We start from the raw sequence: 24,625 nt of genomic DNA on the forward strand, positions 1-24,625 counted from the left end.
CCCCCGATCTCTTCAAGGGGATCTTGAAGCGAAAGGGGGCAACCGTTCGGCGCTCCTCCTGCACTCATGACGGGGGAGGCTATCTACACCGGTGGCTTAGCTACCGGGTCAGTTCGATGGTGGTGCGGTCCTGCTTTTTGCCGATCTTGGACGAGCTGTAGTTGAGGAGCGCCACCCCCTTGATGTCGCGGTTGGAGGCCTCGGCGTCGATGGCGATCGCCAGGCCGTTTTTTACCGGCGAGCGGAGCGAGAGCTTCCCGTCCTTGCAGCTTCCCTCCAGGGGGAGGTCGGCGCCGATCCTGGTGAAGACCATCTTCCCAGTCACCGCCTCCCGATCCTGCCTGAGGGTAAAGGCGAGGTCGGGGAGGGTGCTTCCCGTCGCCGCCAGCGTGATCTTCCCTTTCCACTCTCCCGACAGATCGCTCGACTTGGTGCATCCGGTGGCAATAACCAGCCCAGCCAGCACGAGAGCGATCCCTTTCCTGCGGTTTAACATTCACCTGCTCCTCAAGGTTAATAGCGGGGAGGGCGCAAAGGCCGCTCCCTCCCCGCTGGTCGATTTAGTTGCCCTGCCCGGCCGCCATGACCATGAACGGCCGCATCATGTCGTTCTCCTCGTGGGAGAGGATGTGACAGTGCCACATGTAGGTCCCGATCCTCGGGAAGGTCATCCGGATCTTGACGTAGCCGGGGTTGACCACCGTCCCTGGACCCGGGGTGCCGGCGGGAGGGACCATCACGATATCCTTCCAGATGGTTTTCTCGTTGTCCGCCAGCCGGTACAGGGAGCCGGCCGGGGCGGATCCCGCGGCCCCTCCGGGTTCGGCGTCGGGAACGAAGGCGGCCGGATTGGCGACCTTAGGCATGGCAATGCCGTCGGCGCGGGTAAAGACGCCGGGGAAGTTCACCGTGTCGAGGTATCCCTTTTCGACCACCTCGAACTTGACCAGGTGCACATGCATCGGATGGACGTCGGGCGTGGTGTTGATCATCACCCACTCCTCGGTACTGTTCAACTGCGGCATCTCCGTGATGGGATCGCTGAAGAGGCGGTCGTTGAGGAGCAACTGGATGCGGGGCATCGCCTGACCGGTGGTCGGATCCAGGAAGGAGAAGGCCGGATCGGGGCGCTCCTGGAAGTCGAGGTAGCGCGGACCGGCGGCGCGGTCCGGGGTCAGGTGCGGGAAGGTGCCGTAGGGGACCAGGGAGCCTGGCTGCATGATCGATCCGCTGCCGGTTTCCGCCACCAGCGGCGAAGGAGTTCCGACCGTGTTGGCAACCTTGAAGAGCATGATCTTGCCGGTGGTCTTCGCGTCGATGGTGGTCGGGTCCTCGGCATCGGGTCCGAACTGCCCACCGAAGGGGGCCGGGCAGTCGTTGCGGAGGACGATGTTTCTCCCTTTGAAGACGGGGTGGCCGAAGTCGATGATGATGTCGGCGCGGGCACCGGGGGGAACCAGCAGGCCGTTGTGTCCCGGGCCGGTCGCGACCTCGACGCCGTGGTCGGCGTACCCCTGCTCGGCGGCGATCTGCACCACCGGCCAATCGAGGGTCGGGGCCACCGATTCGGCAAGCTCGGGGGTAATGACCTCGCCGGTGTCCTTATCCTGCAGCCAGAGGTTGTAGACGCGGGAGTCGGAGCCGTTGAGGATACGGAAGCGGTAGGCCTGGGTCTTCACGTTCTTGTAAGGCCACGCCTTGCCGTTCACGGTGATGACGTTACCGAACATCTCGGGGCGCAGCGACGGAATGACGTTGCCGTTGGCGTCGTGCAGGGCGGCGTAGGTGTAGTCGCTCAGGTTGTTGAAGGTCGGGAAGACCAGCGAGCCGTCGTCGGCGAAGTCCTTGTCCTGGATCACGATGGGGAGATCGAACTCGTCCGATTGCAGGCTCGGCACCACCGGATTCGCATAGCGCCCTTTCGGGAGGTTGGCGAGGTTGCCGCTTCCTTCCACGGCGGGGTCCTTGATCAGGTAAAAGGCAGCCACGCCGGCGTAGGCGTTGAGCCGGGTGATCCCCATCGAGTGATCGTGGAACCAGAGGGTGCAGGCCTCCTGGCTGTTCGGATAGAGGTAGGGGGGCTGCTTGTTGGTCGAGGGGCGGCCCGGGAAGCCCATGGACGGGTCGGCCGGGGCGGCCCAGAGCGCCTGGACGGCGGGATCGTTGGCGACCCAGGCGTTGGGGTGCCCGTCCGAGGTCCATTCGACGTCGCCGCCGTGCAGGTGGGGGACCATCCGGCACTCGGGCTCGCCCATGTTGGTCCCGTCGATGGTCGGGTCGACCTGCAACAGGTGCTTGGTGAGGTACGGTCCGGTTCCCTTCTGGCCGTTGATCTCGGCGCGGAGGTCGTTGGAGTAGTTGAAGGTCAGCTGGGTCCCCTTGGTCGCCTCCACGGTCGGCCCGTAGATCCCGAGGAAGACGCCGTTGACGTCGTACCCCCAGGTGGTGGTCACGATCGGCTTCCCGGTGTCGGGATTGATGATCGGGGTTCCGTCCATGTTCCGCAGGCCGAAGTCCCAGCTCCCCTGACGCATCGAGACGTTGTAGGTGGTGGGGTTGCCGGGATTGACCGGTGCGATCGGGATCTCCACCAGCGGGTTGGCGAACTGCTGGAGTTTCTGCGGGGAGAGCGGGGCGCGCTGCGTCGTGCTTCCCGTCTGCTGGACCACCCCCGCCGCGGGGGTACCGTTACTGCACCCTTGAAAGAGCAGGGTGGCACTCGCGAGCAAAGCGAGTGCGGCGATTGTCTTGAGCTTTTCCATCCGTGACCTCCTGAGCCTCCCGGCCGATCATGTTGCTGACGGGCCGGATATCATGATGCCGGGCTTCTCCCTCACCGGATGGTGGAAAGCGCGCGGCTGGGATTGCATTGGTTTTACAAGGGGGACACAGAGGTAGCGTGCGGGTGCCGCTCTACCTAGAGCAGGTACCGTACCAATCGCGTAAAGATTGGTAACCGCTTGATCTGTGGAGGGAAAAAGGGGTATCGGAAAATTAACGTATGCAGGAAGGGGTGCTAATTAAATTACTCCCCCCTTGGAGGGGTGGCGGCTAAGGTGCCGGATTTCAGCCGGATTTCCTCCCTCGATGGCAAAGAACGTCCGGTTACTTTTTCTCACCCCTCCGGCAGAGGGAGAGATAGGCCGGATGGGGAGTGGCACGGGCAGGATAGGGCAGAGGTGAAAGGAGTGGGCAGCTGAGGTGGCTCCGGCGGATCGGGGGTGAGGTGGCTTCCGCGGGCTCTGGGGAATGGGGAGGCTCCCCGCGGTGGGGGAGCCGGTCTTTTCCTGCTGGGGAAATGAGAGACGCCGACCGGCGTCATCAGAACCTTCAGCCACCGCCCGAGGAGGGGCGGCAGGAGCCGGAGCCCGAGGCCGGGGCGGCGAAGGAAGACATCACCTTCCGGACCTCCGATGAGCCGCAAGCCGGGCAGGTAGCCGCCTCGCTACCTTCCGATTTGCAGAGTTTTTCGAAACGGTGATCGCAGGAGACGCACTGGAACTCGTAAATGGGCATAGGGTACCTCCAAAAGGTATATATCGATTTTCATATATAACCAGATGCGCCCCCGCTGTCAAGAAATCTCGCAGGGATTGAAGCCGCCGCGATCGAACGTACAATGCATGGAGGTACTTCCCGGCATCCCTTCGCGTGATAACGGTGAGGGGGAAGGAGGAAGCGATGAGCAAAGTGCCGCTGAAATGGGCTCCCCTGCTGGTCCTTTTGCTGCTGGCGGGTTCGGTCGCGGTTGGGCAGGCCACCTGGTCGCCCCCCCCGGGGCGGTCGGTCCCCTGGCAGGGGAACGTGGGGGTGCTGCACGATCTGCCGCTTCGCTCCGCCATCCACGCCACTTTGTATCCCTCCGGCGGGGACGACGCCCAGGCCATCCGAGGCGCCATCGCCGGTTGCCCCGCCGGGAAGGTCGTCATGCTCGGCCCCGGCGTCTTCTCGCTCGGCTCGGCGGTCTCCGTCACCTCCGGGGTCACCCTGCGGGGATCGGGGATGGGGATTACCGTTTTGAGGGGAAGGCGGGGGATGGCCGGCCCCTTCGTGGTGGGGATCGGCGACCCCGCCTTCGGCGAGGAGAGGGGGGTGCCGCTTCGGGGAGCCCTCTTCAAGGGTGGCGACACGGTCACCACGGCTTCCCCTCACGGCTGGCGTGCCGGCGATCTCGTCATGATCGACCAGCTGAACGACCCCAAGGGGGATCCGCCGGTCACCAACGTCGGGGTGGGCACCTCTTCCTGGAACGGCCGCGCACCTGACCGCTCCCTAGGCCAGCTGGTCTCCCTCAAGGAGGTGACCTCCACCACCGCCACCCTCGAGATCCCGCTCTACTGGAGCTTCGTCTCCCGCCTGCGGCCGGCGGCGGCCAGGATTGGCGGGGTCACCTCGGGAGCGGGGATCGAGGAGATCACCGTCGACAACGGGGAAAGCGGCAGTCCCGCCCAAAACGACAGCGGCGGAACCATCGTGATGAAGGGGGTGGCCAACTGCTGGCTCCACAGGGTGGAGGTGATCGGCTCCTGGCAATCCGCCGTCCGGGTGATCGCCGCCTACCGGAGCACGATCCGCTCCTGCCGCATCCACGAGGGGATTCCCGCCCTTCCCGCCGGCGGGCCGCAGTACGGCCCCCGCCGCGCCTACGGCATCTTCATCAGCCCCTACGCCTCGGCCAACCTCTTCGAGAACAACGAGATCTACCACCTGGTCTCCCCGTTCCTGATCGCCGGGGCGGTCTCGGGCAACGTCATCGCCTACAACTACCTTCCCGACCCGTACTACAGCGATCCAAACTGGATCCAGGTCACCATCGGCTTCCACGGCCCCCATCCGGTGATGAATCTCATCGAGGGGAACTACTCGGTCGGCCGGATGGCACCGGACAACTACTGGGGAAGTTCCAGTCACAACACCTTCTTCCGTAACCGCAACCGTCTCCCGGAAGGCAAAAGGGGAGCCCCCTGGAACTTCGATCTCCAGCATCACGCCCACTACTACACGCTGGTGGGAAACGTTATCGGCGAGCCGGGGACGGAGGAGGTCTACCAGTTGCAGGGTGTCGACCTGGCCGGGGAGAAGGCCGTCTACCGACTCGGGTACCACTCGGACGGCGACGGCTCTCGCGAGGGGAACGACAAGGGGGTCGGCGCCACCCTCCTTCGCCACGGCAACTGGGATAGCGTCCATGGTGCCACAGTCTGGAACGGGACCGAGGACCGCTCGCTGCCGCCCAGCCTCTACCTGGCCGGCAAACCGGCCTGGTGGGGGGATGCGCCCTGGCCGCCGATCGGGCCGGACCGGGTGCCGATGTATCCCCCGGATCCGGGAGTGGGGAGAGGGACGCCATGGAGCCTGCAAGGGGGATAGCCGGTGAGCCGCCCCGGCGCGAAGCGGCTCTCTAAGAGGATCCCCCTGCCCCCCTTATCAAGGTGGGGACGGGCTATCTGGCGGAGATGTGCGGGAGGACGTCAGGTACGGTTCGCTGAGAAGTAGACGAGGAGGGCGACGAGGGAGCCGTAGAGGAGGATGCCGAGCGGCCGGGAGGCGGCCAGCTTGAAATCCTCGCGGGAGGGGATGGAGCTGTAGCTCAAAAGGTAGACCGTCACGTACATCCCCAGGGTGTGCAGCAGATCGGGGCGGAACCAGCTCCACCAGTGCTCGTAGAGGTAGAAACTGACGCCGAGCAGGGCCAGGGGCGCCAAGGCGGTGGGGAGCGCGGAGATCGGGCTTGGGCGGCTGACGGTGACCGAGCCGAGCACCCAGCGCTGGTTGAAGCCGGACCCTCCCCCGGGACGCGGGAAGATGCTGAATCCGACCGGGCGCCCTCCGGTGACCAGGGCGACCAGCAGGTGCGAGAGCTCATGCAGGATGGTCCCGGGGAGCGACCAGAGGATCATCCAGATCGGGCCGACCCTCCCGACCTGGACCTGCCAGATGCAGAGGAGGATGACCAGCAGGATGCCGGCGAAGTGATGCCAGCTGGCCGGGCCGCCGGCCAAGAGCGTGTGTGGAAGGGTTAGATGCATTCGGTTCCCCGTAACAGTTGCGGGGGAGGATACTATCATTTCCGGAGAGTGACAACGGGTAAGCTCACTACGTCCGGGCCTGGTTGCTCACAGCGGTCCCCTCTGTTATGGTTGTAACTTGTAATCGTTACGTCTGAAAGGAGGAGTGCATGCTGCAGGAAGGACAGAAAGCACCGGATTTCGAGCTGGAAGGAAGCGACGGCAAGAAGCACACCCTCAAAGAGTACGCCGGGAAGCTCGTCGTCCTCTATTTCTACCCGAGGGACAACACCCCCGGCTGCACGAGCGAGGCAGTGGCCTTCAGGATGCTCAAGCCGGAGTTCGACCAGCTGGGGGCGGTGCTGGTGGGGGTGAGCAAGGACTCGCTCAAGGCGCACGGCAAGTTCATTGCCGATCACCAGTTGAACTTCACCCTCCTCTCGGATCCCGACGCGGCGGTCATGACGGCCTACGGCGCCTTCGGTGAGAAGGTGATGTACGGCAAGAAGACCACGGGAATCATCCGCTCCACGGTCGTCATCGCCCCGGACGGCACGGTGGTCAAGCACTGGGCCAAGGTCCCCAAGGCAGCCGAGCACCCCGACAAGGTGCTGGAATTCGTGAAGTCGCTGGCCTGAAACCACCTAAGCCTACCCCGCGAGAGTGGGTGGAGTGTCCCGATGACCGATAGAGAGCTGATCGACAACCTCTTCTGTGCCGCCCTGGCGGCGGTGGATCCCCTGACCGCGCTCCCCCGTCACCTGAGGGAGGTGGCGGAACTCTACCCGTCCGGCCCCTTCGACCGCCTGCTGGTCGCGGGGTTCGGCAAGGCCGGGGGGGGCATGGCACTGGCCGCGGAGGAGTGCCTCGGGGAGATGATCACCTCCGGGCTGGTGATCGTTCCCCACGCGTCGAACCTCTCCCCGCTGCCGCACCGCATCGAGCTTGCCGCCGGCGGGCACCCCTATCCCGATGCCGAAGGGGTGGCCGCCACCTCCCGGCTGATGGAAATGGCCCGGGGCGCGGACGACAGGACCCTGCTGCTGGTGCTGATCTCCGGTGGCGGGTCGGCGCTCTGCTCCGCTCCCGCGGAGGGTATCACCCTGGAAGAGAAGCAGGCGACCTGCCGGCTGTTGATGGAGGCCGGCGCCGACATCCGGGAGCTCAACACGGTGAGAAAGCACCTCTCCCGGGTCAAGGGGGGGCAGCTGGCCGCCCTGGCCATGCCGGCCCGCACGGTGGCGCTGACCATTTCCGACGTACCCGGGGACCTCCCGGAGATCATCGCCTCCGGCCCGGTGGCTCCGGATCCTTCCACCTTTGGGGAGGCTCTCGCGGTGATGGAGCGGCTCGGGATCTCGGGCCGGGTGCCGGAAGCGGTCCTCAGGCGGCTGCGTCTGGGCGCGGCAGGGGAGATCGCCGAGACACCCAAGCCGGGAAGCGCTCTCTTCGACGCGGTGACCACGGTCATCGCCGCCTCCAACGGCTGCGCCCGGGCCGCGGCCGCCCATGCCGCCCACCAGCGGGGGATCCGGCTACGGGTGCTGGACGATCCCGTCTGCGGCGAGGCGAAGGGGGCCGGCCGGCGTCTCGCCGAGCTTGCCCTGGCGGAGAGGAAGAAGCTCGCCTCCGGCGAACGGCTCTGCATCGTCAGCGGCGGGGAGACCACGGTGCGGGTGACGGGAAAGGGGAAGGGGGGGAGAAACCAGGAGCTGGCGGTCGCCTTCGCCCTCGGCATCGAGGGGGTGGACGGCATCACCTTGCTGTCGGCAGGAACCGACGGCATCGACGGCCCGACCGACGCGGCGGGGGCGATCGTGGACGGCACCACGGCGGCCAAGGCGACGGGGGCCGGCTTCGATCCGGTCGCCTCCCTGGAGGAGAACGATACCTACCGCCTGCTGGAGAGTTGCGGAGCCCTCTTGAAAACCGGCCCTACCGGCACCAACGTCATGGATCTCCAGATCATCCTGTTACGGGGGTGATCCACGCAAAACTCCCCGTACCCGACTCCCGTTTGGGAAGTGGGGCTCGGGGAGTTTTGCGTGGGAAGTCGATCGGAGGGTGGTCAGTCCACGTAGTTGAAGTTGGTCTCGGCGTCAAGAATCTTGACCAGCGTCTCGGGGGTGTACGGGTACTCGGGCAGCCTCTCCTCCATCTCGGCGTTTTCCGGTGGAGAGTAGAGGATGACGTAGCTGCCATCTCCCCGGTCCACCCTGGTTGCCCGCCCTTTGGTCCGCTCCTCGATAACCTGCCACATCTCCTCCTGGTCGATCAGGTTGAACCCGGAGATGTCGGTACCGTAATCCACGGTGTCCAGAAAACGCGCCACCAGGTCGAAATCGATCCAGTCCTCCTCGTTGCGCCACCATTTGATGAAGACCCTGTCCGGATGTTTACTTCTCTCCGTGCGGATGCTCTTTGCCAGTTCATACCCTTGCATGGTCAGCCTCCATGGGAACCGATGTCCTCATACCAGAGCCGGCTACTGTCATAAGAGTTGCGGATGAAGAAAGCGCCGGATGCCTCTGCCGGGTGTCTGGGCGGGTGGCAGTAACTCTGGATGAGGCATCCCCCTGGTTCAATTATAATTAGCTGCCGGTATATTGCAATGGGCTCCTGGTGAACAATTAATGCCATGTTTTCGGGTGGTTGCGGCCATAGCCCGATGGTCGGCCGGCACATGAGCGGGGCTCGGCCCAGCCGTTCATGGGACGAAGGCCAAAATCCCCCCTGGCCCCTGCTCGCAAAGGGAGGATCCGTTAGCACCGCTGGCCGGGGTGCGGTCGGGGGATGAGGACGTACCTCCCTCCCGTGACTCCTTCTCCTTAGCAGAAAAAGCAGCCGTCTCTCTTTGTTATAGGCCCACCCCACCCGCCCCGGCGCGACTTCGACCCTCCCCGGCCGGCAAACCCCCAGCCTGGCCGGTATCCACCGTGTTTCATGTTGACATTGTCCGGCGTGCACTCTAAATTATCGACGCCAAAAAGATTTCCCGGAGATTCAACGGCGACTGAGACAGAGGGGATGCCATCCTCTGACAGTCGGTACGGCGGCCTTTGATTGCCGCCGAGGCGAATCGACGGTTCAATGAGGAACGGCAGGGGGGATTTGCAGATGAAGTTAGGCGAGCTGCTGGTAAGTGCGGGGAAACTGACCCCGGAACAGGTCGAGGAGACGCTGAAAGGGCAGGCGATCTTCGGGGGAAGGTTCGGCACCAACCTGGTGGAGATGGGGTACATCGACGAGATCGAGCTCGCCCACTTCCTGAGCAGGAAGACCGGCGTTCCCGAAGTCTCCCCCGACCAGCTCATGGACGTCCCTCCGCAGGTCCTCAAGCTCGTCCCCGAGGAGATGGTCCGCAAGTACCGGGTCATCCCGGTGGGGCTCAACAACCGCAAGCTCATCCTGGCCATGGCCGATCCCTCCGATTTCGCCGCCATCGACGAGATCTCCTTCGTGACCGGGTACATCATCCGGCCGGTCATCACCCCGGAGCTCCGCCTGATCACCGCCCTGGAGAAGCATTACAACATCCGGCGCGAGATGCGCTACATCAAGGTGGAAGGGGGGGGACGCAACCGCGGCCGCCAGCTGGGAGCCCAGCAGGAACCCGCCCAGACCGCCCAGGCCCAGGCGGTGGCGGCCAAGGCGGCCGCTGCGCTGCAGGCGCAGGAGGATGAGGAGGTCCTGGAGCTTCCCCTCCTGGGCGAACTCGACAGCTTCCCCGAGCTGGAGGAGCTCGAGTTCCAGATGCAGCTGAGAACCGAGCCGGCCGCCCCGCCGGCCCAACCCGCTCCGGTCTCGCCCGCGCCGTCGGCGTTCGCGCCGCCTCCGGCTCCCGCCCCGGCTGAGAAGGACTATACCCTCAACGGCGTCTTGCGCGGTTTCACCAAGGCCGACGACCGCGACGACATCGGGGACCTGATCGTCAACCACCTGGGACGCCAGTTCAACCGGGTCGGCCTCGTGCTTCTCAAGGGGGGGAGGGCCAACGGCTGGTTCGCCTGCGTCAACAAGCAGCCGGTGGCCGATTTCGACCGGCTGGAGATCTCCCTGGACGAGCCCTCCATCCTCAAGCTGATCGTCGACAGCAAGGATTACTACCTGGGCCCCATGCCGGTTACTCCCGCCAACACGGCGCTGGTCGGGGCGCTCGGGGGAGGGACTCCGGTCAACAACCTGCTGGTCCCGCTCATGATGGTCGGTCGGGTGGTGGGGGTGCTCTACGTCGAGGGTGGGATGACCAACCTGCTCGACCAGGTGGCCCCGCTGCAGAAGCTTTTGGGCAAGGCATCGATGGCCTTCGAAATCCTGATCATGAAGAACAAAATCCTTTTGACATAGCAGGAAATCGCTGTCATAGTGCGCCTGAGCACGGGATATGAGAAAGCTCTGATGTACAGGACTTTTCCCGAGTCCGGCTGCCAAGTACTGTACCAGGTAGGTCCGCCTGCCTGGATCTGTCTTACTTTTCCCCACAACATGTTGGACTAGTGTTTTCCCCTCCGTCTTCTGAAAGCATGAACGTGTTTTCGGCCGGCCGGCCCGGCCCGTTTTTAAGCATCGTAAACGCTATCATCACACAGAACCGTCTTCCCAGCACCAAAAGCAGCAGCGTGAAATACCTTCCAGTCTGCGAAAACTGAAGCCGGCACCGTTGACTTTCCCGGTCTCTACGCTAGATTTAAACGGTATCTATCCTCCGGGTATCACTCACAGAATTGGAAAGGGCGCCATGCCGGTATCCGCACAGCAAGTCGAACTCATTCCTCTTGCCGTCTATACCCTGATCGCCGTTGGACTGATCGGCGGCCTGCTTATGGCTGCCTGGCTCCTCGGGTCCGGCAAGGACGCGCCCGACAAGGGGATACCCTACGAGTCGGGGGTGATCCCCACCGGCACCGCCCGTCACGCGTCCCAGGTCCCCTTCTATCTGATCGCCATCTTTTTCATCGTCTTCGACGTCGAAGGTGCCTTCATCCTCACCTGGGCGACGGCGTGGGACCTTTTGGGCCTTTCCGGGCTTCTCCACATCACCGTTTTCATCGTGGTGCTCTTGCTGGGGCTCGTCTGGCTCTGGATGAAGGGGGGGCTCGACTGGGGACCCTCCGCCTCGCGCGGGAAGCGGCCGACTCGTTAGATTTGTGACCGAATTTTCGGGATCTTCCCAATGGTCCCGGACGGTTATCCCTGGATTTCGGCCGGCCGAAATGGGGGGCAAATAGGGTGGCACCCCGTGCCCACGCGGAACTGGAATGGAACTGCAATGCCATAAACTGGAGAACCCTTGAGTCCGACCGACGAGAAAATACCGGACGGCGTCATCCTCGCCTCGCTCGACGACCTCATCAACTGGGGACGCGCGAACTCGCTGTGGCCGATGTTCTTCGGCCTTTCCTGCTGCTTCGTCGAAATGATGACCTCCTTCACCTCCCGCTACGACATCTCCCGCTTCGGCGCCGAGGTCCTGCGCGGCACCCCGCGCGAGGCGGACCTGATGGTGATCGCCGGCACCGTCTTCAAGAAGATGGCCCCCAGCATCCTGAGGCTCTACGAGCAGATGGCCGAGCCGAAATGGGTCATCTCCATGGGGAGCTGTGCGAACTCCGGCGGGATGTACGACGTCTACAGCGTGGTGCAGGGGGTGAACCAGATCCTCCCGGTGGACGTCTATGTCCCGGGATGCCCGCCGCGTCCCGAGTCCTTCCTGGAGGGGCTCATCCTCCTTCAGCAGAAGATCAAGAGCGACGAGCGGCCGACCCGCCGGGTCCTCCACATGCAGGGGGGGACCCAGGGGACCACGGCGCCGGTCCTGGTGGACGGGGTGAGCAAGTCGAGAGACCCGCGCGGCACCGGCATGGAGGGGATCGCGGTGCGGGGGAGCGAAATGCAGCAGCCGTACTTCCCGGCCCCCCGCTCGGACGAGATGTGGCGTCCCCCCCAGCCGAAGCTACCCTACCCGGACTTCGGCCTCGCCGAGGAGATGAAGGCCCTGTTCGGCGGCGAGGTACGGCTGGACGAGGCGGCCTGCGACATGCAGACCTACCGAGCCCCGGCCCGGCTGGTCCCGGATGTGCTGAAATTCCTGAAGCATCACGGCAGGGTGCCGTTTCGCAGGCTGGAGGACATCGCCTGCGTGGACGAGTCCTGCCGCCGCGACCGCGACCGCTTCCCCGATTTCACCCTCAACTACCATCTCACCTGCTTCGAACGGCCGGGCAGGCTGCGGATCAAGACCGATCTGCACGGCGACTACCCGGAGACCGCCAGCATCACCCCCGTCTATCCCGTGGCCAACTGGTATGAGCGCGAGGTCTACGACATGTTCGGCGTCCGCTTTGCCGGGCACCCGAACCTCTCCCGGATCCTCATGCCGCACGACTGGGAAGGTCATCCGCTTCGCAAGGAGCACCCGTCCAGGGGGACTGAGCTTCCGCCGTACACGCGGGAGGACGCCTTGAGGCACAAGGCGGTGCCGGCCGGTGACTTCTTCGACCGGGTGGACGAGGAGACCCTGATTCTCAACCTCGGCCCCCAGCACCCCGGCACCCACGGCGTCATCCGCTTCATCCTGAAGCTCTCCGGCGAAGAGATCGTGGACATGGATTCCGACATCGGCTACCACCACCGCGCCGCCGAGAAGGTGGGGGAGCGCCAGAACTGGCACCAGTTCATGCCGTACACCGACCGGATCGACTACCTGGCCGGGGTGCAGAACAACCTCGCCTACGCGAGCTCGGTGGAGGGGCTCTGCGGGATCGAGGTCCCCGAGCGGGCCCAGTACATCCGGGTCATGCTCTGCGAGCTCTTCAGAATCGCCAACCACCTGGTCTGGCTCGGGACCTTCGCCGCGGACATCGGCGCCATGACCCCGGTCTTCTACACCTTCACCGACCGGGAGAAGATCTTCGACATCGTGGAGACCATCACCGGCGGCCGCATGCACCCGGCCTGGTTCCGCATCGGGGGCGTGGCGGAGGATCTCCCCGAGGGGTGGCAGGAGAAGGTGAAGGCACTCCTCGAGTGGCTCCCGCCGCGGATCGACGAGTATGAGCGGCTCTTGACGGGAAACCCGATCTTCCAGGCACGGCTGAAGGGGGTCTCGGCCATCACCCTCGACGAGGCGCTGGAATGGGGAATCTCCGGGCCGAACCTCCGTGCCTGCGGCTTCGATTGGGACCTGAGGAAGAAGATGCCCTACGGCGGTTACGACCGCTTCAAGTTCGAGGTGGCGGTGGCTGAGGGGGGAGACTGCTTCGCCCGCTACCTGGTCAGGGTGGAGGAGATGCGCCAGTCGCTCTCCATCGTGCGGCAGGCGGCCGAGGGGATGCCGGGAGGGCGCTGGATCTCCGGCGACTACCGCTACGTCCTTCCCCAAAAGCGCGACACCCTGAACGACATCGAGTCGCTCATCCACCACTTCGTGAACTCCACCCGCGGTATGTCCCCTCCCAAGGGGGAATGCTACTGTCCCATCGAGGCTCCCAAGGGTGAAAACGGCTACTTCGTCGTCTCCGACGGGCTGCACACCGCCTACCGGATGCGGATCAGGACGCCGAGCTTCCCGCACATCCAGGCGCTCCCGGTCTTGAGCCGCGGCTGGCTGGTGGCGGACTTCATGGCCATTATCGGGTCGCTGGACTTCGTGCTGGCGGACCTCGACAGATAGGAGCAGGGGATGATCCCTGAGGAATTGAAAAAATCGCTGCAGCACCGGGTCGCCACCGCGGTCACCGCGCGCGAGGCGGCGGTGGACGTGATGAAGGAGCTGCAGTCCCACTACGGCTGGCTGACCGACGAGGCGGTGGGGGAGGCGGCGGAGATCCTGGGGCTCTCCACCCTGCAGGTGGACGAGCTGGCGACCTTCTACGAGATGATCTACCGGCGTCCGGTGGGAAAGAAGGTGATCCACGTCTGCGACTCCATCTCCTGCTGGTGCGCCGGGTTCGAGCGGATCATGGAGCACCTGAGGGTGAAACTCGGGGTCAAAGAAGGGGAAACGACCGCGGACGGCATGTTCACCGTGATCCCCTGCTGCTGCATGGGGATCTGCGGCGACAGCCCCGCGATGACCGTGGGGGGGAACTTCTACGGATCGGTGACGCCGGAGAAACTGGACGAGATCCTGGAGAAAGAGCGAAAGGATACCGGCGGGTAACACCGTAAAACCAATAGAACGCGGATGACGCGGATTGAGCGGATTTACGCGGATAAACCAAAACTCCGGGTTAAACCATAACGTAGGGTGGGCACCCCGTGCCCACGCGGATCTTTGAGCCTCTCAATCCCCTCGCCCCTTTAGGGGAGAGGGGCAGGGGTGAGGGAGGTTTTAAAATCTACCCTCACCCGGCCTTCGGCCACCCTCTCCCCCAATGTGGGCGAGGGAAGAGGAACCGGATCTTGGAGACACGGTGGGCAGAGGGCTGCCCACCCTACACTGGTACCATCCCCTTCAAGGGGAGGGACAGGGTGAGGATGAGGTTACTGACCTAACTTAATGGAACTTCTTCTCTTCAAACATAACCGCCCCGGGCGCGTCTGTACCTTCGAGGAATACTGCGACGGCGGCGGGTTCGTGGGGCTCAAGAAGGCCATAGCGATGGCTCCTTTGGAGGTCCAGCAGGTGGTCATCGACTCGGGCCTGCGCGGGCGCGGTGGCGCCGGCTTTCCGACCGGCAAGAAGTGGTCCTTCGTCCCCCGCGACCTTCCCGGCCCCCGCTGGCTCATCTGCAACTGCGACGAGATGGAGCCCGGCACCTACAAGGACCGGGCGCTCCTGGAGGCCAACCCGTACAGCCTCATCGAGGGGATGACCATCGCCTGTTACGCCTTGGGGGTCAGGCACGCTTTCATCTTCATCCGCAAGGGGTACGAGACGGCGGCCGCCAACCTTGCCAGGGGGATCGAGGAGGCCAAGAAGGCGGGCCTGCTGGGTGAGCGGATCCTGGGGACGGAGTTCTCGGTGGATCTCGACCTGCACCTCTCCGCCGGCCGCTACATCTGTGGCGAGGAGACCGCGCTTATCAACGCCCTGGAGGGGAAGCGCCCCAATCCCCGCGTGAAGCCGCCGTTTCCGGCCATCAAGGGGCTCTGGAACAGCCCGACGGTGGTCAACAACGTGGAGACTTTGGCCAACGTCCCGGAGATACTGGCCAACGGCGCCGCCTGGTTCAAGGGGCTCGCCAAGAATCCGGAAGGGGCAGGGAACAAGCTCTTCTGCGTGAGCGGCTCGGTCGCCAAGCGGGTCTGCGTCGAGCTACCGATCGGTACGACGCTCAGGGAAATCATCGACGTCCATTGCGGCGGCATGCGGGACGGGAAGAAGTTCAAGGCCTGCATCCCGGGCGGCGCCTCGACCCAGTTCCTGACCGCCGACCATCTCGACGTCCCGATGGATTTCGACACGGTTGCCAAGGTGGGATCGCGGCTCGGTAGCGGCGGGGTGATCGTCTTCGACGAGACCCACTGCCTGGTGGCCGCCACCCTGAACCTGATCACCTTCTTCGCCCGCGAGTCCTGCGGCTGGTGCACGCCGTGCCGGGAGGGGCTCCCCTTCATCAAGGAGATCCTGCAGCGGATCGAGGTGGGGCGCGGCGAGGAGCGGGATCTCGAGATCCTGCGGGAGCATATCAAGTACCTGAACTACTCCTTCTGTGCGCTCGCACCCGGCGCGGTGGCCCCGCTCGACGGGCTGCTGAGAAGCTTCGATGACGAGGTGCGCGAGCACATCCTGAAAGGGAGATGCCCCTTCAAAAACGAGAGAGTGTAACAACCCCTCGCCCCTTCAGGGGAGAGGGTGGCCGAAGGCCGGGTGAGGGCGGTTGTTGCCCTCGAACCTAGAACCGATTTTGAGACCTACATGCCGAAGCTAACTATCGATAACATACCGGTTGAAGTCCCCCAGGGGACCAGCGTGCTGGAGGCGGCCCGCAGCGTGGGGATCACCATCCCCCACTTCTGCTATCACCCGGCCCTTGCCATCGCCGCCGCCTGCCGCCTCTGCGCCGTCAAGCTCCTGGACGGGCCGGTCAAGGGAATCCAGATGTCCTGCTCGCTGGCGGCGCAGGACGGCATGGTCGTCTCCACCACCGACCCGGAGGCGATGAAGCTCCGCAGCCTGGTGATCGAGTGGCTGATGATCAACCATCCCCACGACTGCCCGGTCTGCGACGAAGGGGGCGAATGTCTCCTGCAGGATTTCACCATCGCGGGAGGGCATGGCCGGCGCCGCTACCAGGGTAACAAGCGGACCCACATGAACCAGTATCTCGGGGAAGGGATCTGCCACGAGATGAACCGCTGCATCCAGTGCTACCGCTGTGTCCGTTTCTACCAGGAGTACGCGGGAGGGACGGACTTCGGGGTGATGGGAAGCGCGGGGCGGGTCTACTTCGGCAGGTTCGAGGAGGGACAGCTGGAATCCCCCTTCTCCGGCAACCTGGTCGACATCTGCCCCACCGGGGTCTTCACCGACAAGACCGGGAGGTTCCGGGCGCGCTACTGGGATTACCAGTTCTCTCCCGCGGTCTGCCAGCACTGCTCGGTCGGGTGCAACACCTCGCCGCAGGCCTTCCAACGGGAGCTGATCAAGATCGTGGGGCGGCGCAATGACAACGTGAACGGCTGGTTCATCTGCGACCGGGGACGCTTTGACAAGGAGTACCTGAACACTCCCCTGCGCCCCCGGGACCCGATGGTGGACGGCACTCCCTGCGAGTTCGAGGAGGCGCTGGCGGCGTTGGCGGCCCGCATTGCCGATCTCGCCAAGGTACACGGCCCGGAAAGCATTGCGGTGGTCGGTTCCCCGCGGCTGTCCCTGGAGAGTGCCCTCATGCTCACCGAGCTGGCCGAGCACCTGAAAGGGGCGACCCTCAGTTTCTATGCCGACGCGGCTCGATCGGAGGTAAGCCTGGGGGCGGTCAAGCTCTTGAACGAGCAGAATGCCGCCACCGTCCGGGATCTGGAGGGGGCGGACTGCGTGGTCCTCTACGAGCTCGACCTGATCGAGGAGGGGGCCATGCTCGCTCCGGCGGTCCGGAAGGCCGCTGTGCGGGGAGCCCAGGTCTACCTGGTGTCGTCAGGGCCGCTTACCCTCTCCAAGCCGCTCCCCTTTGCCTACCGCCAGGTGGCCTCGCTCGACGAGGTGATCATCGAAGGAGGAGCGAAAGGGGTGGTCATCTGCGGGGCGGCTCCCAAGCCCGCCGATGAAATGGCCCAGATCGCCTCACTTGCCGCGAAGCTCATGCTGCTTCAGCCGGGCCCCAACGGTTTCGCGGCGGCAATGGTGGCGATCGAGTCGCGGGCGGTACCGCTTGCCGAGGTGCTTTCGTCGGGAAAGGTGAAGGCGTTGCTGGCCTTCGAGCCGGAGTTGCCGGACCGGCTGCCGGAGGGGGTGACTCTCCTCGCCTGCGCGGACTGGCGGGCGAGCGAGTTGAGCAGGCAGGCGGCAATTTTCCTTCCCACCGCCACCTGGATCGAGTCGGATGGTACCGCCGTCAACTTCGAGGGGAGGGCTCAGCGCTTCCAGCGTAGCTTCAGGGCCGGTCTCCCTCTGAAAGGGCTCGATCCCAAGTACTACCAGCACCAGGGTCCGGTACCGCCGCACCCTCCGCGCATACCACATGGTGAGATTCCCGGCGGCAAGGAGCGGGATTGCTGGAAAGTGGTTGCCCAGCTGATCGAGAAGATGGGTGGCGGGAGCATGACCGAGCCCTTGACCGGAAAGTGGGGGAAGTTGAGAGAGCTCGACCCCGAGGCGGGCGGGGTTCGGGTGTTTGGGCTAAACGAAACATAGGCAGGGGCCCTTCCTGAGGTCCCCCCCTTGATAAAGGGGGGAGTGTGGTGAAGGGGTACGGCAGAAGGAAAAGGGATGACCTGGAATTACATCGACATAGCGCTGATGCTGGTGAAGATCCTGCTGGTGTTCTTCGTCATCCTCACGCTCGCCGCCTACCTCGTGCTGGCCGAGCGGCGCATCCTCGCCTGGATCCAGGACCGCATCGGCCCCAACCGTGTCGGCCCCTTCGGACTTTTGCAGCCACTGGCCGACGTGATAAAGATGCTCACCAAGGAGGACCTGATCCCGACCTCGTCCGATCGCCTCCTCTTCTCGCTGGCCCCGGCCATGGCGGCGATTCCCGCCATCCTGACCTTCTCGGTGGTTCCCATGGGTGCTCCCCTGCATATCATGGGGCACGAGGTGAGCCTCCAGGTGACCGACCTCGACGTGGCCGTTCTCTTCTTCCTGGCCCTCTCGTCGATCGCGGTCTACGGCGTCGCCCTCGGCGGATGGGCGTCGAACTCGAAGTACGCGCTGCTCGGGAGCATCAGGGGGCTGTCCCAGCTGATCTCCTACGAGCTTTCCATGGGGCTCTCCCTGGTGCCGGTCGTGATGCTCGCCAAGTCGCTCAGGATGAGTGACATCGTCAACGCCCAGGCATCCATGCCGTTCATCGTCTACCAGCCGCTGGCCTTCCTGATCTTCCTGGTGAGCATCTTCGCCGAGTGCAAGCGGATACCCTTCGACCTCCCGGAGGCGGAAGGGGAGCTGGTGGCCGGCTTTCATACCGAATACTCGGGGATGCGCTTCGGGCTCTTCTTCGTCGGGGAATACATCAACATCATTGCTTTGGGCGCCCTTGCCTCGGTCTTTTTCCTGGGGGGATGGCGCGGCCCGTTACTGCCGCCGATCGTCTGGTTTTTCATCAAAGTTGCCGTCTTTTCCTTCCTGTTCATTTGGGTCAGGGGCACCCTGCCACGTCTCCGCTACGACCAGCTCATGCACCTGGGCTGGAAGTTCCTGACACCGCTTGCGCTGATCAACATTCTTGCCACCGGATGGTGGCTTGCTCTGCGATAAGTGGCGATGTATTGACGAGGACACTCACCAAAGGAGGAACACGATGAAAACGCACGTGGAAGTCGAGTCTGGGGAGGGTTTCATCAAGCAGGTGGAGATGGTGGACAAGGACGGGCACACATCATTAATGATTGCCGCCAAGGCTGGTGACCTTGAAGCAGTCAGCGCACTTATCGATCGCGGAGCAAGTCTGGAGGCAAGAAGCAACAAGGGGAAAACGGCGCTCCACTACGCCGCGGCCCACGGGCAGGCGGAGGTGGTCCGTCTCCTTTTGGGCAACGGAGCCAAGGTCGATCCTCGCGACCGTGACGGCTTCACCCCGTTGATGCTTTCGGCCAATTACGGCTGCGACGAGACCAGCGAGATTCTGCTGAATAACGGCGCCGACCCGATGGCCATGTCGTACTCCGGGACCACCGCTCTCGGGTACGCGCAGAACAACCGGCACGCCAATACCGTCGGCATCCTGATGGGGACCCTTCGTTCCCATTAGCACCACCGGCGTGGCGTCCATAGGGTAAATCCCTCTTATTCATGCTCTTTTTCTAAAGGGATGCATCCTCGAGAAGGCGGCAGCTTGGGCCGTCACCCTCTAGGTTTGCGCCAAAAAAACCAAAGCTACCCTCACCCGCCCTTCGGGCACCCTCTCCCCTGAAGGGGCGAGGGGATAAAGTGATGCCCGCTCCCTACAGGGGCGAGGGGAGGCGTCAGGAAAACAATGGGCGTTCTCAGGGACATCAAGGAGATCATCACCGGGCTGGCCATCACCTTCGGCCACATCTTCCGCAAGCCGGTGACGGTGCAGTATCCGGAGGAGCAGCGGCCGATGCCGGCGCGCTTCCGGGGGAGCATCGTTTTGACCCGCGACCCGGATGGGCAGGAACGCTGCGTCGCCTGCTACCTCTGCTCCGGCGCCTGCCCGGTCGACTGCATCTCCATGGCCGCCGCCGAAGGTGAGAACGGCCGGCGCTATGCGGCGTGGTTCCGGATCAATTTCTCCCGCTGCATCCTCTGCGGACTCTGTGCCGAGGCCTGTCCCACGCTCGCCATCCAGATGTCGCCGGAGATGTTCCACTGCAAGCGGGAGATCATGAACATGGTCTGGGAAAAGGAGGATCTCCTGATCGATGGAACGGGGAAGGACCCCAACTACAATTTCTACCGCCACGCGGGGATTGGCGTCGTCAATCTCCGCGGCGAAAACCCCGGCGAAGATCCGCCGGTAGACGTGAGGACGCTGCTGCCGTAACCAAGAAAAAATCCCCCCTGTCCCCCCTTCGCAAAGGGGGGGACCATGGGGCCAGCGGTTCTTTCAGGATCAGATGTGACAGTGAGGCCTGCGCCTCCAAAGGTTTAAGACACGATGGAAGCCATTCTCTTCTACATACTTTCCGCGGTGACCCTCACCGGGACTCTCTGCGCGATTACCGCGCGGCAGGCGGTGCGGGCCATCGTGTACCTGGTGACCTCCTTCTTCTCACTGGCGCTCATCTTTTACCTGCTCGGCGCCCCGCTGGTGGCGGCCTTCGAGGTCATCATCTACGCGGGCGCCATCATGGTACTTTTCATGTTCGTCATCATGATGCTCGACCTGGGGCACCCGGAAAAGCTGACCTTCCCGAAGATCAGGGACTGGTGGCCGGCCGTTCTCCTCCTTGCCGTCATCGCCGGATCGGTCCTCATCCTGGCCGTGAGCCGCGAACCAGCCACCGCCCCGGGGTTCACCGCCATCACCGTGCGTGAATTCTCGCAGGCCCTTTTCAGGCGGTACGGGGTGGCGGTGGAGATCATCTCGATGCAGCTCCTCTTCGCCCTGGTGGGAGCCCTTTATCTCGGGAGGCGCAGATGACGATCCCGTTCTACCACGTCCTCATCCTCGCCTCGCTCCTGTTCGGGATGGGGCTCGCCTGCGTGGTGGCCTGGCGAACCAACGTGATCATGATGCTGATCGGGATCGAAATCATGCTGAACTCGGTCATGCTCACCTTCGTCGAAGGCTCCGCCCGCTGGGGGATCGCCGATGGCCAGCTCTTCTCGCTGATGCTGATCGCCCTGACCTCCGCGGAGGTCTCGCTGGCCCTGGCCATGGTGGTGTATCTTCACAGGCGTAAGCAGTCGGTCAATACCGACGACTTCGCCTCCATGAAAGGCTAGATGGTAAAGTCCCCCTTTGCAAAAGGGGGATTTAGGGGGATTTCGAGTTTTGAAAATCCCCCCTGCCCCCCCTTTTACAAAGGGGGGAGATAAGGCAAGGAAGGCTGAATGACCCTCTACCTCGCACTCATGCTCCTCTTCCCCCTGGTCGGGGGGACCGTCAGCGCCGTGGCGGGAAGGAAACTTCCCCGCCGGTTGGTGGAGGTCGGCGTTTGTGCCGCGGTCTGGGCCAGCTTCGTCTGTGCGGTTCTCGCGGCGGCGGCCTACCGGGGTCCGGTCTCGGTGGAGCTTGGCCGCTGGCTCTCCGCCTTCGACCTCAAGGCCCCCATCCTCCTCTATCTCGACCCCCTCTCGCTCTCGCTGTCGGTGATGATCTGCTTCGTCTGCGGGCTCATCCACGTCTATTCGGTCTACTACATGGCGGACCAAGGCGATTACTCCCGCTTTTTCGCCCTTTTGAACCTCTTCGTCTTCGCGATGCTGACCCTGATCCTGGCCGAGAACCTGCCGCTTCTCTACCTCGGGTGGGAAGGGGTGGGCCTTTGCTCGTACCTGCTGATCGGCTTCTGGTACACCGACAGCAACAACGCCACCGCGGGCAGGAAGGCCTTCATCACCACCAGGATCGGCGACACCGCGCTGCTGGTGGGGATCGCCTGGCTGTTCCAGCTGTTCGGAACCTTCTCGATCCCCCAGATCAACGGGATGGGCTTCCTCCTTCCCCCCGGCATCGTCACCGCCATCGGCATCCTCTTCCTGGTCGGCGCCATGGGGAAATCGGCCCAGGTGCCGCTCATGGTCTGGCTTCCCGACGCCATGGCCGGTCCCACGCCGGTCTCGGCCATGATCCACGCCGCTACCATGGTCACCGCCGGCGTCTACCTCCTCTCCCGTATGTTCCCCTTCATCGGGGGATCCGCCGTTACCTGCGCGGCCATCGCCCTCACCGGGGGCGTCACCGCCTTTTACGGGGCCACCTGCGCCTTGGCGCAGCGTGACCTGAAGAAGGTCCTCGCCTTCTCCACCATCAGCCAGATCGGTTACATGATGCTCGGGGTGGGGGCGGGTGCCATCACCGCGGCGACCTTCCACCTGCTGGTCCACGCCTTTTTCAAGGCGCTCCTGTTCCTGGGCGCCGGCTGCGTCATCACCGCCATGCACCACGAGCAGGACATCTACAAGATGGGGGGGCTGAAGGAGCGGCTCCCGCTGACCTTCTGGCCGTTTCTGGCGGGAGCGGCATGCCTGGCGGGGATCCCGCTGACCGGCGGCTTCTTCAGCAAGGACAGCATCCTGGCCGCCGTTTTCCTGAAGGGGGGGGAGCTGTACACCTCCCTGTACCTGCTGGCGCTCCTCACCGCCCTTTTGACCTCCTATTACAGTTTCCGGCTCATCTACCTCGTCTTCTTCGGCAGCCAGGTGCACGTGCACACGCACGGGGAATTGAAGGTGATGCAGTGGGTGCTGGTCCCGCTCGCCCTGTTTGGCCTCTTCGGCGGCGTGCTCAATCTTCCCGGTTACCTCGGGGGGGGATTCCTCGACAGCTTCTTCGGGCACCAGGCGAGCGGGGAGGTGGGGCATTCAGCCGCCCAGGAGGTGGCACTGCAAGGGGTGGCCGCCACCCTGGCGATCTTCGGCCTGCTGGCCGCCCACTGGCGCTACGGCGGAAAGTCGCGGGTCGACCGGGTCCGGGAAAGCAGCACCCGCCCGTCCCCCTTGTACGCGTTCTTGTTGAACGGGTGGTATTTCGACCGTCTCTACCGCGCGATCCTCATCCGTCCCTACGAGTTCCTTTCCGGAATCTTCTGGGAAAAGGTGGACGAAGGGGTGATCGACGACTCGCTGGATGGGATGTCCAGCGGGCTGGGGAGCACCGGAAGCTGGCTCGGGCGCTGGAGTAACGGCAAGGTTTCCCTCTACATCCTGAGTTTCGCCGCGGGGAGCGCCCTGGTGCTCGGCTACCTCGCCTGGCTCAACCTGTAACCGAATTTTGCGGCGCGTAAGGCGCCGAGCTCAAACGGGACCAATTCCAGATGCCGACCGACTTTCCGATACTGACTCTGCTGGTATTCCTTCCCCTCGCCGGGGCGCTGGCGCTCTTTGCCGTCCGCAGGAGCGAGGAGCTGGTGAGGACGGGAGCGCTCGTGGTCACCCTCCTCGAGCTTGCCCTCAGCGTCTGGGCGTGCGGAGCGGCGGGGGCGGGTGCGGCAGGGGCTCCGGCGGGGTTCTTCCTCTACCAGGATGCGCAGTGGATCGACCGTTTCGGGATCCGTTACACGCTGGGGATGGACGGCATCAGCCTGGTCATGGTGCTCCTCACCTCCTTCATCACCGTGATCGCGGTGGGGGTGTCGTGGCGGGGGATCAAGGAGCGGGTGCCGTTGTACTACTCGCTGCTGCTGGCGATGGAAAGCGGCATCCAGGGGGTCTTTCTCGGGCTTGACCTGTTCCTGTTCTACCTCTTCTGGGAGGCCATGCTGATCCCGATGTTCTTCCTGATCGGTATCTGGGGGCACGGGCGGCGGATCTATTCGGCGGTCAAGTTCTTCCTCTATACCTTCTTCGGCTCGCTGCTTATGCTGGTGGCCATCATCTCGCTCTATCTCCGCCACGGCGCCCAGACCGGCAGCTACAGCTTCTCGCTCTTCGAACTGATCCACACCACCGTCCCCTATGAAGTCGCGGTCTGGCTCTTCGCGGCGTTCCTGTTCGCCTTCGCCATCAAGTTCCCGCTCTTCCCGCTGCATACCTGGCTTCCCGACGCCCACACCGACGCACCGACCGCCGGAAGCGTGATCCTGGCGAGCCTCCTTTTGAAGACCGGCGCCTACGGCCTCATCCGGTTCGGCTTCCCGCTCTTCCCGGAGGCCGCCCGCGCCTGCGCGCCGCTTATCTACACCGTCTCGGTGATCGGCATCTCCTGGGGGGCCTGGATCGCCTTCGCCCAGCGCGACATGAAACGGCTGGTTGCCTATTCCAGTGTGAGCCACATGGGCTTCGTCGCCCTTGGTATCGCAGCCTGGAGCCCGGTAGCCCTCTCCGGCGCGGTGATGCAGATGGTTAACCACGGGGTCACCACCGGCGCCCTCTTCGCGCTGGTCGGGATGCTGGACGAGCGGACCCACAGCCGGGAGATCGCGACCTACGGAGGGATCTGGGGCAAGATACCCGCTCTCTCCTTCTTCTTCCTGTTGTTCTGTATGGCGTCTGCCGGGGTGCCTGGGCTGAACAACTTTGTCGGTGAGTTCATGGTCCTCATGGGGACCTTCAAGGTTTCCCCCGGTGCGGCTGCCGGCGCCTTCTTGGGGGTAGTGCTGACCCTGATCTATACGGTGAGGCTCGTGCAGGAGATCCTGTTCGGGAAGGAGAAGAAGCCGCTGGAACTGGCCGATCTGTCGGTAAGGGAGGGGGGCGTGCTGGCGGTTCTCGGCGTGGCGGCCATTTACCTCGGCGTCCACCCGGCCCCGGTGCTCGATATCATCAAGGTGCCGATCGCCCTTTTGACTGGCGTGAGGTAACCGTAGGGTGGGCACCCCGTGCCCACGCGGATCAGACAAAAGAGGTGGGCAGAGGGCTGCCCACCCTACGAATCTGTTGAACC

The 24,625-nt window shown here is 64.0% G+C and carries 21 protein-coding genes; 16 read left to right on the forward strand and 5 right to left on the reverse strand.

Translation table 11 applies throughout. From position 1 onward, the window contains the following. Positions 1-100 precede the first annotated feature (100 nt). From ACYVL5_RS05385 to ACYVL5_RS05395, 3 genes are all read right to left on the reverse strand, one after another. A complete protein-coding gene (locus ACYVL5_RS05385; RefSeq protein WP_460594528.1) occupies positions 101-496 on the reverse strand; it encodes a hypothetical protein in 396 nt (131 codons plus the stop codon). Between the two features lie 64 nt (positions 497-560). After that, a complete protein-coding gene (locus ACYVL5_RS05390) occupies positions 561-2,762 on the reverse strand; it encodes a multicopper oxidase family protein (RefSeq protein WP_460594529.1) in 2,202 nt (733 codons plus the stop codon). Positions 2,763-3,330: 568 nt separating this feature from the next. Beyond that, positions 3,331-3,516, reverse strand: coding sequence for an FmdB family zinc ribbon protein (locus tag ACYVL5_RS05395; RefSeq protein ID WP_460594530.1), 186 nt, complete (start codon positions 3,514-3,516; stop codon positions 3,331-3,333). A 165-nt stretch (positions 3,517-3,681) separates the two neighbouring features. Between ACYVL5_RS05395 and ACYVL5_RS05400 the strand changes: the two genes are divergently transcribed. Continuing rightward, positions 3,682-5,370: a right-handed parallel beta-helix repeat-containing protein gene (locus ACYVL5_RS05400; protein WP_460594531.1), complete on the forward strand. Its 1,689-nt coding sequence runs from the start codon at positions 3,682-3,684 to the stop codon at positions 5,368-5,370. 101 nt (positions 5,371-5,471) lie between these two features. Here ACYVL5_RS05400 and ACYVL5_RS05405 read toward each other — a convergent pair whose 3' ends face one another. Beyond that, entirely contained in the window at positions 5,472-6,029 is a 558-nt protein-coding gene (locus ACYVL5_RS05405; RefSeq protein WP_460594532.1) for a hypothetical protein, read from the reverse strand. 149 nt (positions 6,030-6,178) lie between these two features. Here ACYVL5_RS05405 and ACYVL5_RS05410 point away from each other — a divergent pair, with 149 nt between their 5' ends. Together ACYVL5_RS05410 and ACYVL5_RS05415 are read left to right on the forward strand one after the other, a co-directional pair. After that, positions 6,179-6,646, forward strand: a complete 468-nt coding sequence (locus ACYVL5_RS05410) for a peroxiredoxin (RefSeq protein ID WP_460594533.1) — start codon at positions 6,179-6,181, stop codon at positions 6,644-6,646. Positions 6,647-6,688: 42 nt separating this feature from the next. After that, positions 6,689-7,993, forward strand: coding sequence for a glycerate kinase type-2 family protein (locus ACYVL5_RS05415; protein WP_460594534.1), 1,305 nt, complete (start codon positions 6,689-6,691; stop codon positions 7,991-7,993). Positions 7,994-8,076: 83 nt separating this feature from the next. On the opposite strand, the gene ACYVL5_RS05420 is transcribed toward ACYVL5_RS05415, so the two are convergent. Next, on the reverse strand, positions 8,077-8,451 hold the full coding sequence (locus ACYVL5_RS05420) for a hypothetical protein (protein WP_460594535.1): 375 nt from the start codon (positions 8,449-8,451) through the stop codon (positions 8,077-8,079). Positions 8,452-9,125: 674 nt separating this feature from the next. On the opposite strand from ACYVL5_RS05420, the gene ACYVL5_RS05425 reads away from it, so the two are divergent. The 13 genes from ACYVL5_RS05425 (at position 9,126) to ACYVL5_RS05485 (ending at position 24,542) form a co-directional block, all read left to right on the forward strand. Beyond that, entirely contained in the window at positions 9,126-10,355 is a 1,230-nt protein-coding gene (locus tag ACYVL5_RS05425) for a GspE/PulE family protein (protein ID WP_460594536.1), read from the forward strand. A gap of 391 nt (positions 10,356-10,746) precedes the next feature. Beyond that, positions 10,747-11,151, forward strand: a complete 405-nt coding sequence (locus tag ACYVL5_RS05430; RefSeq protein ID WP_460594537.1) for an NADH-quinone oxidoreductase subunit A — start codon at positions 10,747-10,749, stop codon at positions 11,149-11,151. Between the two features lie 147 nt (positions 11,152-11,298). Then, complete coding sequence (locus ACYVL5_RS05435; RefSeq protein WP_460594538.1) at positions 11,299-13,680, forward strand: NADH-quinone oxidoreductase subunit B/C/D; 2,382 nt, start codon at positions 11,299-11,301, stop codon at positions 13,678-13,680. A 9-nt stretch (positions 13,681-13,689) separates the two neighbouring features. Beyond that, positions 13,690-14,169 (forward strand): NADH-quinone oxidoreductase subunit NuoE, encoded by a 480-nt coding sequence (gene nuoE / locus ACYVL5_RS05440; RefSeq protein ID WP_460594539.1) that lies wholly within the window; start codon positions 13,690-13,692, stop codon positions 14,167-14,169. A gap of 339 nt (positions 14,170-14,508) precedes the next feature. Beyond that, positions 14,509-15,780, forward strand: coding sequence for a complex I 51 kDa subunit family protein (gene nuoF, locus ACYVL5_RS05445; RefSeq protein WP_460594540.1), 1,272 nt, complete (start codon positions 14,509-14,511; stop codon positions 15,778-15,780). A gap of 90 nt (positions 15,781-15,870) precedes the next feature. Then, positions 15,871-17,805: an NADH-quinone oxidoreductase subunit NuoG gene (nuoG, locus tag ACYVL5_RS05450; RefSeq protein WP_460594541.1), complete on the forward strand. Its 1,935-nt coding sequence runs from the start codon at positions 15,871-15,873 to the stop codon at positions 17,803-17,805. 75 nt (positions 17,806-17,880) lie between these two features. Next, complete coding sequence (gene nuoH, locus ACYVL5_RS05455; RefSeq protein WP_460594542.1) at positions 17,881-18,870, forward strand: complex I subunit 1/NuoH family protein; 990 nt, start codon at positions 17,881-17,883, stop codon at positions 18,868-18,870. A gap of 43 nt (positions 18,871-18,913) precedes the next feature. Next, positions 18,914-19,363, forward strand: a complete 450-nt coding sequence (locus tag ACYVL5_RS05460) for an ankyrin repeat domain-containing protein (protein ID WP_460594543.1) — start codon at positions 18,914-18,916, stop codon at positions 19,361-19,363. A gap of 225 nt (positions 19,364-19,588) precedes the next feature. After that, on the forward strand, positions 19,589-20,119 hold the full coding sequence (gene nuoI, locus ACYVL5_RS05465; RefSeq protein WP_460594544.1) for a NuoI/complex I 23 kDa subunit family protein: 531 nt from the start codon (positions 19,589-19,591) through the stop codon (positions 20,117-20,119). A gap of 114 nt (positions 20,120-20,233) precedes the next feature. Next, complete coding sequence (locus ACYVL5_RS05470) at positions 20,234-20,719, forward strand: NADH-quinone oxidoreductase subunit J family protein (protein ID WP_460594545.1); 486 nt, start codon at positions 20,234-20,236, stop codon at positions 20,717-20,719. Continuing rightward, the gene (nuoK, locus tag ACYVL5_RS05475) at positions 20,716-21,024 is read left to right on the forward strand and encodes an NADH-quinone oxidoreductase subunit NuoK (protein WP_460594546.1); all 309 of its coding nucleotides are present in this window, start codon (positions 20,716-20,718) and stop codon (positions 21,022-21,024) included. Before ACYVL5_RS05470 ends, nuoK begins: the two co-directional genes overlap by 4 nt. 108 nt (positions 21,025-21,132) lie before the next feature. Then, the gene (nuoL, locus tag ACYVL5_RS05480) at positions 21,133-23,007 is read left to right on the forward strand and encodes a proton-conducting transporter membrane subunit (protein WP_460594547.1); all 1,875 of its coding nucleotides are present in this window, start codon (positions 21,133-21,135) and stop codon (positions 23,005-23,007) included. 50 nt (positions 23,008-23,057) lie between these two features. Beyond that, positions 23,058-24,542, forward strand: a complete 1,485-nt coding sequence (locus ACYVL5_RS05485) for a complex I subunit 4 family protein (protein WP_460594548.1) — start codon at positions 23,058-23,060, stop codon at positions 24,540-24,542. Positions 24,543-24,625 lie beyond the last annotated feature (83 nt).

The organism is Geomonas sp. Red276, from assembly GCF_054784495.1.